Here is a 12,248-nt window from a genome sequence, read left to right on the forward strand (position 1 = left end):
GGTAATTGTTCTAATCTGCACAGTAACTTTTGGTGTGGTGGCTCAAAATCGAAATTATTCAATAAAAAATTAGATTTAACAAAAAAAACCATGAGGTATTTAAAAACAATTTGTTTTTCATTAACGCTATTTGTTGTGTTGGTTAATAAAGCACTTGCCCAAGATAACATTTCAACATTAAATATTAAATCCTTTTTAAGTCTTGTTGAAGGCGATGCCATTTATCCTAACAGTGCGCAAATAAAAATGCTTAAGGAGGTAATCCCAAATAATGCTTATCAACCAGCGCCTCATATAAACGATAGGGAATACTGGGAAAGAATAGCGCAGTCTAAATCGGGACAAGAATATGTAGCTTATGCCATTTCGCAAATAGATAAAAAGCCCGAAGTACCCATTTCTGATGAGATTTACAGGCGTGCAAATAAAGAAGGCAATCGCGGTATTTATAAACCCAGATATTACCGTACTATGGATCGTTTAGAGCGCTTCATTTTGGCCGAATGTATAGAAAACAAAGGTAGATTTATACCCCAAGTTAGGGTGTATATGAAGGCCATTATGGACATGAAGTCTTGGTTACATCCTAATCACGACGATAATAATAACAGTAATTTAAAAGGTGAAAGTATTACTATAGATTTGGGTGCTCGTAAGTTTGGTACCGATTTAACCTTGGCCATCGTGCTTTTAGCTGATAGGCTTCCAAACGATCTTAAAACAGCGGCAGTTAATATGGTTCAAAAGCGTATAACAGATTCGTATTTGGCAAGTTGCAGAGATGAAAATAAATTAAACAGATGGATACGTAGCACAAGTAATTGGAATTCGGTTTGTAATAGTGGTACTGTGTTTTCAACCATTTCAAATTCAAATAGCTATAAGGAGCGTTTGCTCGCTATTGGTTGTGCTATAAATAGTTCTAGATATTATTTAAGCGGATTTGGTGACGATGGCTACTGTTCAGAAGGTATTGGTTATTGGAGCTACGGATTTGGTCATTATTTGTATATGGCACAGTTTGTTTTAGATTATACCAATGGAAAAATAAATATGTTTAAACACAGCAATCCAGAAAAACTGAAGAATGTAGGTAACTTTCCTGAAAACTTCGAAATACAACAATTAAGATTTGCACCCTTTGCAGATGGTAACATAGTGGCGGCAAATACTAAAGGTAATTTCCCTTATGCATTATCTGCATATTATTATGGCGCTAGTGTACCAACTGAATTTAAATTTGAAGAAGCTGCTGAACAACTAATAGCATGGAATCACCCTGAAATATTTTCAGAAAGAAAAAGTACAGAAAAACCACAGTTGCCAAATGTTACATATTTTAACACTTCTGGAATGGTGATTTCTCGAGGAAAACAAGAAATACCGTTTTCTATAGCAATAAAAGCAGGCCATAATGCGGAGAACCATAACCATAGCGATGTAGGTACTTACACCTTGTTGCTAGAGAAAGATTTTATTAGTGGCGATATAGGCGCGCCATCTTACACGGCAGGGGCCTTTTCTCCGCGTAATAAAGCTCGCAGCTCATGGGGGCATCCTGTACCTAGAATAAATAACATCTTACAATCTAATGGGTATGAATTTAAAGGAGAAGTTTTAAAAACAGATTTTAAAGAAATGCGAGATGAAGTAGTGATGAATATTAAACCTGCCTATGAAGTTGATGGATTAAACGTCTTAGAACGTACCATGATAAACGATAAATCTGGTTATGGCGCTATTAGTGTTACCGATTATTTCGAAGCATCAAACAATGTTACGTTTGGAACGGCTTTAATGACGTTTTCAGAATATGAAATTATAAACAACAATACCATTATTTTAACTAGTAAAAACCATAAGTTGAAAGTTGAAATTTCTAGTGTAGGAGGTGAAATTATAATTAACCCTGAGCCCGTCCCCGTAAAAGCATTACGCAATGGAAAAGATGCAAAACGAATTGGGTTAGATTTCAAAAAACCATTACAAACAGGAAGTGTAACGGTAAAATATACGCCTATATTCCATTAGAAATTTATAATCAAGTTACAGATTAAAATCCTGCAATTTCATTGCAATTACTTTAGTTTCTATAAACTTTTAAGCGTATTTTATCATTTCCATAGAGTGAGGAACAAGTGGCAAGAAATCTTATAATGGTGAGGTTTCTCTTTGTGCTTCATTCTTTTGTAAAAACTAGGGGCTTACAGTCCATAGTGGTTTATTTTCATATCCGTTAACAAAACAGTTACATTGTAAGCAGCACTTTTTTAGCTCTAAGGGTTATATTTTATATTATATGCAACATGGTTTATAAAAGTATAGCATTTCAATAATTAGTTTTACCTTAAAATAAATAATTGAACTATGACTAAAAAAATTACATTATTACAAGGAATACTTTTTACCGTCTTACTGGTCTTTTCGCAACAAATTTATGCGCAAACAATTACGGTTAATTCATTAGAAGATTTATTGCTTTATCTAGATGATGATAATGTTGATGTTAAACTAGCACCCGGGACTTACAGTATTACAGCATCTGATATTGCTGCTAATAAATTTTCTAATCCTTTATTTCTTTTCGAGGGGTCAAACAGTATTTTCGATTTTACGGGAGTTACTATAAATATTGATACTGAAGTGTTAAGATCTTTTGGGAATGTAGACGTTAACCAAATACAAATTTTAGGTAATAATAATGTACTTAAGAACTTAACCATGGAAGACATAGGTACTACCGCACCAAGAAGAAGAGCCCAGAGTATTGTAATGGATGGTAGAGATAATAGGATAGAAGGATTTCATTTAACTGTTAGAGGATCTTATCCATACGGTTATGGCGATGCTTTTGGAAAAGGAGGCGGTTCAGTTATCGCACACAGAAAACATTCAGGTATTTTAATTAGAGGGTTGCGAAATCATTTAAAAGACTGTAACATCATTTCACGTTCCTATGGCCATATTGTATTTATGCAAGCCGCAAGTCATCCTACCATTGAAGGCTGCTATATTGAGGGTGAAATGCGAACTACTGATGATATGTTGGCTGAAGAAGGTACAGGATCGCCCGCAGATAATGTTAATTTCCAAACCGTTTGGGGCTATAGGCTTCCCGCAGGTTATATGATGAGTTTGCAGGAAGGTGGCATTAGAGCTTACAACGCAGGCACCACCTATATTGATGGCATAGAAATACAAAGAGGAACAGATAACCCAACCATTCTAAATTGCACGATAAAAAATGCAAGAACAGGAGTTACCTTAGTTCATGCCACTGGCACGAAACATGTTGAAGGTGTTACGCTTATAGGTTGTGAGCAGGGATATTCCATAGGTAGTGGTACTGTTATAAACTGTAGTAGCGATGCCCAATATGGTCCAGTATTAAGTTTTGCGTATTCAAATGATAAAAACACCAATATAGATATAAACGTTTTGCCTGCAGAAGGAAGTTATTATAATGGCAGTGGAACTGTAGCTTACATTGGTGGTAGTTCTCATAATATTACTTTACGTGGAGGAGATCCTTCTGCGAATCTTAGAATTCAGGTTGGTGGCGAAAAGAATAACGTACGATTACTTGGTGTTTCATCCAGTCAAAATCCGCTTACAGCATCAAATTTAGAACTTCATAATCTAACTGATTTTCCAATTACGTTAGATGCAATGAGTTCTAATGTTACAGGAGATTCTTGTGGGGTAGTTACAGATAATGGAACAAATAATAATTTGGGGGCTTGTGATGATACTGCTCCCTTTCCAGATACTAATGCTACTTATTTTATAAATAACCCAAGATGGACAGCCAGATTAGGGGCAAACGGAGGAAATGAATTATTAATGTTGGGTGAGACAGAAACTAGTACTAACGCACAATGGAAGTTTACTCCTGTTCCTGGGGAAACAGGCTATTATTTTATAGATTGTGTTGGTGGTGGTGCTAAACCCAGAATTTCAGCTGATGCAGGCACGGTTTCAATAATGCAACCTAGTACGTATACCGATGATTCTGCAAAATGGAGATTTGATGTTTATGATAGCGATTTATTTCATATTACCAATAAAAACAATAGAAGATTACGAGGTTTCGATACTTATGTAGATGTTGTTACAACAGGTAGCTCAGGTTCGTATACAAGATTTTCGTTTACAAGTATGACGCTTAGTACCAATGATAATATTTTTAAGGATAACGTTTCTATTTTTCCAGTACCAACTTCAGATATTTTAAACATCGAACTTAAAAATTCGGTTTCAGCCAAAATTTCAATTTTAGATTTAACCGGAAAAACACTTATTTTGGAAAATATAAATGGCAAAAAACAATTACATCTAAACAGTTTACCATCGGGCATTTATGTTGTAAGAATTGAATCTGAAAACGTAGTATTCAATCAAAAAATAGTGAAACACTAACATATATAAAAATATAAGCCATAATTAAAAGCACTTTCTTAATTAAGAAAGTGCTTTTATTTTATTTAGGGTATTATGTTATAGGCTAAGGAACATATGTTATAATCTTCAGGTTTCCACTTTTGTATTTTTGAAGTTTAAAAAACATTTAAAGTATGAAGAAAAATTACACTTTACTCATAACGGGTATTATAGCCATGTTTGTGCTTTTTGTACAGGAAGTTAAAGCACAGACTATAACAGTAAATTCTTTAGAAGATTTATTGCCTTATCTAGATGATGATAATGTTGATGTAAAATTAGCACCTGGAAACTATTCCATTAGTGCTTTTGATATTACAGCAGGAAAATTCTCTAATCCATTGCTTCTATTTGAAGGATCTAACAGTACTTACGATTTTACAGGTGCTAAAATTAGTATTAATACGTTTGTATTTACAAAATTTGGTAATGTAGATGTGAAGGAAATTCAAATATTAGGTAATAACAATGTGCTTAAAAACTTAACCATGGAGGATATAGGTAATACAAGGCCAACAAGAACTGCATTAGGAATTGCCATGGATGGAAGGGATAATTTAATAGAAGGCTTTCATTTAACAGTACGTGGGTCTTACCCATACGGTTACGGAGATGCTTTTGGAAAAGGAGGAACAAATACTGTAATTAAGCATTATAAACACTCCGGTATTTTAATACGTGGACTAAGAAACCATTTAAAAAACACAACGGTAATTTCACGTTCTTATGGGCATTGTGTATTTATGCAAGCCGCAAGTTACCCTATAATTGAAGGATGCTATATAGAAGGTGAAATGCGTACAACAGATGATATGCTAGCAGAAACATCAGGACCTGCTTATGATAAAGGTTTTATGACTACTTGGGGCTACAAATTACCTCCAGGATACATGATGAGTTTGCAGGAAGGTGGTATTAGGGCTTACAATGCCGGAACAACTTATATTGATGGTGTTGAGATTCAGCGCGGAACCGATAATCCAACCGTAAAAAACTGTACCATTAAAAATGCTAGAACTGGAGTTGTGCTTGTTCATGCTACAGGCAAGAAACACGTAGAAAATTGTGTGGTTTTGGGTTGCGAATCGGGGTATTCCATAGGCTCTGGTACTGTATTAAACTGTGGTGCTGATGCAATCTATGGGCCTGTTTATAAAAATGCCTATGCAAGCGATACAGGGTATAGCGCAGATATTACTATTTTACCACCAAGTGATGATTATTACAACGGTCATGGTGCAATAGCATATATTGGAGGAAAAGAACATAATCTTACTTTTAGATCTGCGGAAACAGATTTTCCAAGCGATTTAAAGATTATGATGGCTGGAGATCTACAAGGTTTACGAGTGTTGAATGGTAGTAATGCATCACAAAACAATCATACTGTTAGGGATGTGTTCTTAAAAAATTTAACAAATTTTCCTGTGGTTTTACATGCCGATGCAACCAATAATCGTGTGCAAGAATGTGATGCTTCAGATGTGATTAATAACGGTTCTGGAAACAGTGTAGAATCTCTAGATTGCGCTTCCGCAAATATAGCTTTAACAGGAGCAGCAATACAATCCTCAACAGATTACTCTGGTTTAGCAAATAGAGCTATAGATGGAAATACCAATGGTAATTACAACAATAATTCAGTAACCCACACAAATCCATCTGATACTGATGCTTGGTGGCAAGTAAACTTAAACTCAGAGCAAGCTATAGGAGATATAGTAATTTACAACAGAACAGGATCTACATCTTTGAGGTTAGCCGACTTTGAAGTTAAGGTTTTTGATGCTAATGGTATAGAAACATTTTCATATGTATACGATGAACTTTTGGCACCTAGCCCTTCCACCACTATTAATGCAGGAGGCGCCATGGGAAAAAGTATAAAAATTATTCAATTAAATAATAGTTATGCCTTATCTCTGGCAGAAGTTCAGGTTTTTGCATCTTCTTTATCAGTTAAAGATATTAGTAAAGCTCTTAGTTTGTACCCTAATCCTGTAAAGAATGAGCTTTATATTTCGATAAGCAAGATGAATTTCAACCTAGATAGCACTAAAATTAATGTGTATGCTTTAAGCGGACAAAAGGTATTAGAATTAAAACCAATGCGAGCAAAAGACATGGTTGTTGATGTATCGCAATTAACTAAAGGCGTTTATCTTTTAAACATAAGCGACGGACAAATAACGGCAACTAAAAAACTAGTGAAATTGTAAAAGTAGTACAGCTTAATAGTGTTTAAAGCACCTTTTTTCATTAATAGCAAAAAGGTGCTTTTTTTATTACTGTATTTTGAAATTGAAGTAATGGAAAGCAGTTTTTAATGCGATTAAAACCTATAGAATTAAAATAATTGTAAAGTAATTTATAGTGTGAATTAAAGCCATTTTTAAAAGTACAATTTCATTAACAAATACAATACTTTCTTATAACTTGTGGTATCACATCATTGTGTTCCGCACTTTTATAAAACAGTTCATAATTTATACAAAAAGAATCATGATTGATACTACAAAATATAGATTACTTATATTTTAGTTTGTAATATGAAATAACTGTTTAAAAACCCATCAAATTCAAAACTGTGTTAAAATATTTTAAGAATTCAGCCTTTTTTTTGGCATTGTTACTAGCATTAATTGTGTTATCCTGTAATCAGGAAGAAAAGAAACAACAATTAGCTTCAAGTAAGCCTAACGTAATTTTAATTCTAATAGACGATCAGGGGTATGGAGATATTAGCGCGCTTGGTAATCCGTTTATAGAAACACCTAATATTGATGCACTTCATAATGTAAGCGCAAGATTTACAGATTTTCATGTAAGCCCAACTTGTGCGCCAACACGTGCTGCTTTATTAACAGGACGTCATAATAACAGAACTGGTGTTTGGAATACTGTGAAAGGAAGGTCTTTAATTTTAGAACGCGAAACCTTAGTAGCTCAGATGTTTAAAGATAACGGTTACAACACAGGTATGTTTGGAAAATGGCATCTTGGTGATAACTATCCGTTTAGGCCAGAAGATAAGGGGTTCGAAGAGGTCTTATCCCATGGTGGTGGTGGTATGGGGCAAACTATGGATTATTGGAATAACGATTATTTCGATGATATGTATTTGCACAACGGACAGCTAAAAAAGTACGAAGGGTACAGTGCAGATATCTGGTTCGACGAAGCTATTAAATGGATAGAATCAAAAGAAAACGAACCATTCTTTTGCTATATTCCTTCAAATACAGCACATTCAAATTACAACGTAGAAGATAAGTATTATAAAGATTTAGAAGGTAATGATAGCATCCCTCATGCGCCTTTTTTAGGTATGGTTAGAAATATAGACGAGAATCTAGGGAAGTTGGTAACCTATCTAAAAGAATCTGCTAAACTAGATAATACCATTCTAATTTTTACCACAGATAACGGTACGGCTCAAGGCGCTAAAACCGAAGGCCATCGTTTAGACGGGTTCATAAAACAAGGCTACAACGCTGGAATGCGAGGAGTTAAAGCTAGTAAATATGAAGGCGGACATAGAGTGCCTCTTTTTATTCATTGGAAAGATGGCGGACTAAACGTTGGTAAAGATATTAACGAACTTACTGCACATTACGATATTGTTCCAACACTTGTAGATTTGTGTAACCTTGAGGTAGACGATTCTATAAAATTTGATGGTACTAGTCTTAAACCATTGTTTAATGGTAATAATTCAGAATTTAAAGATAGAATAGTAATAACCAATTCACAAAGAGTTGAAAACCCAGAACCTTGGCGCAGAACATCATTAATGCAAGGAAAATGGCGTTTGGTTGATGGCGTAGAGCTTTATAATCTTGAGACAGATCCAGAACAACGTCATAATATCATAGACCAACACCCAGAAAAAGTAGCTGAACTTAAAAAAGCTTACGATGCTTGGTGGGAGGAGATTTCACCTTCTTATAAAGACCAACCATACATCTATATTGGTCATGAAAAAGAAAATCCAGTAACACTATATTGTCACGATTGGCACACCGAAAAGGAAGCGACACCATGGCATCAACGACACATACGAAGTGCCTTTATAGACAATGGCTACTGGCTAGTTAAAGTAGCAGAAACAGGAAAATATAGTATGAAATTAAGGAGATGGCCAAAGGAAACAGGATTGTCTCTAAATGCAGAAGCGCCAATTAGGCCCGCTTTAGAAGGCACCAGTGTTAAAGCAACAAAAAAAGGAATTGCACTAAATATTGTTAATGCGAGATTAAAAATTCAAAATTATGATGAAGTAAAAAAAGTTGATGCTTCAAAAGAATATGTTGAGTTTGAAGTTGATTTACAAGCAGGGGAAACTAAAATGCAAACATGGTTTACACTCAATGATGGTGAAGAATTGGGAGCATACTATGTAGATATTAAAAAAAAATAACAGGATAACATGAATTATTCTTTTAATAAATTATTTTGGTGTTTAAGTGTATGTTGTTGGTTTATGGTTTCATGCCAAAAGAAAAGCAATGAAATAAAACAGAAACCGAATATCGTAATTATTTATACCGACGATCAAGGCTATGGCGATGTAAGTGCTCTTAACCCAAACGCCAAATTTAAAACTCCAAATATAGACCGAATAGCAAACGAAGGTGCTGTGTTTACCGATGGCCATAGTAGCGATGCGGTTTGTACACCCTCACGTTATACGTTATTAACAGGTAGATATAGTTGGAGAACCTCGTTGAAAGAAGGTGTATTGCGCGCCGATGGTCCTTGCTTAATAGAAAAAGATAGAATGACCATTGCTTCACTTTTAAAAAACAACGGATATAATACCGCAATGGTAGGGAAGTGGCACTTACAAATGCAATTTGAAGGCACTGTAAAAGAAGGAAGAGATTGGTCTAAACCATTTACAGAAGGACCAATTGAATATGGTTTCGATTATTTTTTCGGAATTGCAGGATCAATGAATTATGGAGTACTAACATATTTAGAAAACAACCGTGTTCTAGACCCTCCAATTATGTACACCAAAAAAAAGCTAGACGTAACGCCTAGAACGTACCGAATGACGCCTCCGTATAAGGAGGAATGGAGCAAAGGACACGTGGAAGTAGCACCATCGTTTAACGATGAATTGGTTTTAGAAACCTTCGCTGACAAAGCAGTAGAATACATCAATAAATCTGCGAACGATGCTAAAAATGGAAAGCCATTTTTTCTCTATTTTCCTTTAACAAGTCCGCATCTACCACATTGTACACATCCCGATTTTCAAGGGCGTAGCGAGTGTGGCAATTACGGAGCCTTTATGGAAGAAACCGATTATCGCGTAGGGCAAGTGCTAGATGCATTAAAAGCAAACGGACTAGAAGATAATACACTGGTTATATTTTCTTCTGATAATGGAGCAGAAACCAATTATAAATACCAACGAGATACATTTCAGCATTATAGCTGTATGAACTTTAAAGGTGGTAAACGCGATATTTATGAAGGCGGACATCGCGTACCCTTTTTAATGCGTTGGCCTAAGGTGATAGATGCAGGAACACAAATAAATGAGCCTGTTTATCAAGGCGATTACTTAGCATCCATAGCGAGTATTATCGGTACAGAACTTCCCGATAATGCTGGTGAAGATAGCTATAACCTTATGCCTTTAGTTGATAAGAATTCTAACGAAGACTATCAAAAAGACAGAGCAGTTATTCATCATTCGTTTACGGGACATTTTGCTATCCGAAAAGGCGATTGGAAGCTAAATATGTTTCGTGGTTCTGGTGGGTCATTAGAGCCTAAATTTATCGAGGTAACAGAGGGAGACGCGCCTTTTGAGCTGTATAATATTAAAAACGATCCGGGAGAAACCACCAATTTGTATTTTGAAAAACCAGAGATTGTAAATGATCTTAAAACAGAAATTACGCAAATTATAAAAAACGGAAGGTCTACACAGGGTGAACCTCAAGATTACATAAAAACCAATTGGCCACAAGTTAATTGGATAAACTTATAATACAGTAGCTATGAAATTATCAAAGCTTTTTCAAAAATTCTTAATTGTTTTATGCGTGGGAAGCTATTCCGTAATGGCTCAAAACGATAATAAAAAACCTAACATAGTTTTCATTATTACCGACGACCAAGGTATGGGAGATTTGGCGTGTACCGGAAACCCTTATATAAAAACACCAAATATCGATAGGTTGTACGAGCAATCCATTAGGCTTACAAATTACCATGTGTCTACCACATGTGCGCCAACCAGATCTTCTATAATGACGGGGCGCCACTGCAATCGTGTTAATGTATATCATACAATAGCAGGTCGTTCTTTGTTATTTGAAGATGAAGTAATTCTGCCGCAAATATTGGCACAAAATGGATACACTAATGCTATGTATGGTAAGTGGCATTTAGGTGATAATTATCCGTTTCGCCCTATGGATAGAGGTTTTCATGAAGTGGTAAGGCACGGTGCTGGAGGTATAGGTCAAGGTCCAGATTTTTGGGGTAACGATTATTTTAACGATACCTATTGGCATAACGGAAAAACCCAGAAATACCAAGGCTATTGCACCGATGTATTTTTCTCTGAAGCCATAGATTTTATAGAAAAAAATAAAGACAAGCCGTTCTTTTGTTACATATCTACCAATGCACCGCATGGACCTTACAACCTTCCTAAGGAATATTACAACATGTATCAAGGTAAGAAGTATGAGGATTTAAACCCAAGATTAAGAAGGTTTTATGGCATGATTACGAACATAGACGACAATTTTAAGAAACTAGATAACAAGTTACACGAACTAGGAATTGCCGACAATACCATTTTAATATTTACAACCGATAACGGCACATCTGCAGGTAGAAGCACTTACAATGCTGGATTAAGAGGCGGTAAAGGGAGTCAGTACGACGGGGGTCATCGCGTTCCATTTTTCATTCGTTGGCCAAATGGCGAACTAACGGGAGGAAAAGACATTAATAAATTAGTGGCACATTACGATTTGTTACCAACCTTCGTAGACTTACTAAATTTAAAATTCAATCCAACGAAACCTTTAGATGGTAAAAGTTTAAAACCATTATTAAAAAACCCGAATACCGATTGGGAAAACAGAATACTTTATATGGATACCCAACGAGAGCAAAATCTTGTGAAGTACAAAAAATATACGGTAATGGACGAAAATTGGCGTTTGGTTGATGGCAATCAATTGTATAATATTAACGAAGATAGAGCACAGGAACACAATGTTATTGAAAATTATCCAGAAGTTGCAAATCGATTAGCTGTAGGTTACGAAACTTGGTGGCAATCGTTTATAGCTGATGGTGTCGATCAAAAATATGCCTATATAAAGGTGGGCTCTTCTCAGGAAAATCCTAGTAGAATATCAGCACACGATTTAATTACCGGTAGATATGCCAACGCATGGCATCAAAATAGTGCTATACGCCCAAATCCATCAGGTGGTTCTTGGCGAATAGAAGTGGTTGAAGATGGCGAATATACCATTTCTTTAAGGCGTTTCCCTCGAGAAAGCGGTTTGCATATAAATGCTACGTTTCCAGCTCAGGAAGAAGCTATTGAATACGACAGAACGTCACCTTCAGGAGTAAAATCAGATTTTAAAGAAGCATACTTGTTTTTTGCCAATATTTCAAAATCACAAGAAATATCAAATGGACAAGAAGAAGTAACATTTAAAGGTACAATTCCTGCGGGCAAGTACGATATGGAAGCAGAACTTATAGATGAAGCGGGTAGAAGACACCCTGCATATTATGTGTATATCGAAAAAATTTAG

Annotated in this window: 6 protein-coding genes; all 6 read left to right on the forward strand. The window is 35.5% G+C overall.

The window, feature by feature from the left end:
• The first annotated feature begins 90 nt into the window (after positions 1-90).
• The 6 genes from CLV33_RS08760 (at position 91) to CLV33_RS08785 (ending at position 12,248) form a co-directional block, all read left to right on the forward strand.
• A complete protein-coding gene (locus CLV33_RS08760) occupies positions 91-2,031 on the forward strand; it encodes a hypothetical protein (RefSeq protein ID WP_105473587.1) in 1,941 nt (646 codons plus the stop codon).
• Between the two features lie 336 nt (positions 2,032-2,367).
• A complete protein-coding gene (locus CLV33_RS08765; protein ID WP_105473588.1) occupies positions 2,368-4,419 on the forward strand; it encodes a T9SS type A sorting domain-containing protein in 2,052 nt (683 codons plus the stop codon).
• A 155-nt stretch (positions 4,420-4,574) separates the two neighbouring features.
• Positions 4,575-6,659 carry a galactose-binding domain-containing protein gene (locus CLV33_RS08770; RefSeq protein ID WP_105473589.1) on the forward strand — a complete coding sequence of 695 codons (2,085 nt, stop codon included), beginning with the start codon at positions 4,575-4,577 and terminating at the stop codon, positions 6,657-6,659.
• 401 nt (positions 6,660-7,060) lie between these two features.
• Entirely contained in the window at positions 7,061-8,860 is a 1,800-nt protein-coding gene (locus CLV33_RS08775; protein ID WP_105473659.1) for an arylsulfatase, read from the forward strand.
• Positions 8,861-8,869: 9 nt separating this feature from the next.
• Positions 8,870-10,447: a sulfatase family protein gene (locus CLV33_RS08780; protein WP_105473590.1), complete on the forward strand. Its 1,578-nt coding sequence runs from the start codon at positions 8,870-8,872 to the stop codon at positions 10,445-10,447.
• 10 nt (positions 10,448-10,457) lie between these two features.
• On the forward strand, positions 10,458-12,248 hold the full coding sequence (locus CLV33_RS08785) for an arylsulfatase (RefSeq protein ID WP_105473591.1): 1,791 nt from the start codon (positions 10,458-10,460) through the stop codon (positions 12,246-12,248).

It is taken from the genome of Jejuia pallidilutea (assembly GCF_002973595.1).
GTDB lineage: Bacteria > Bacteroidota > Bacteroidia > Flavobacteriales > Flavobacteriaceae > Jejuia > Jejuia pallidilutea.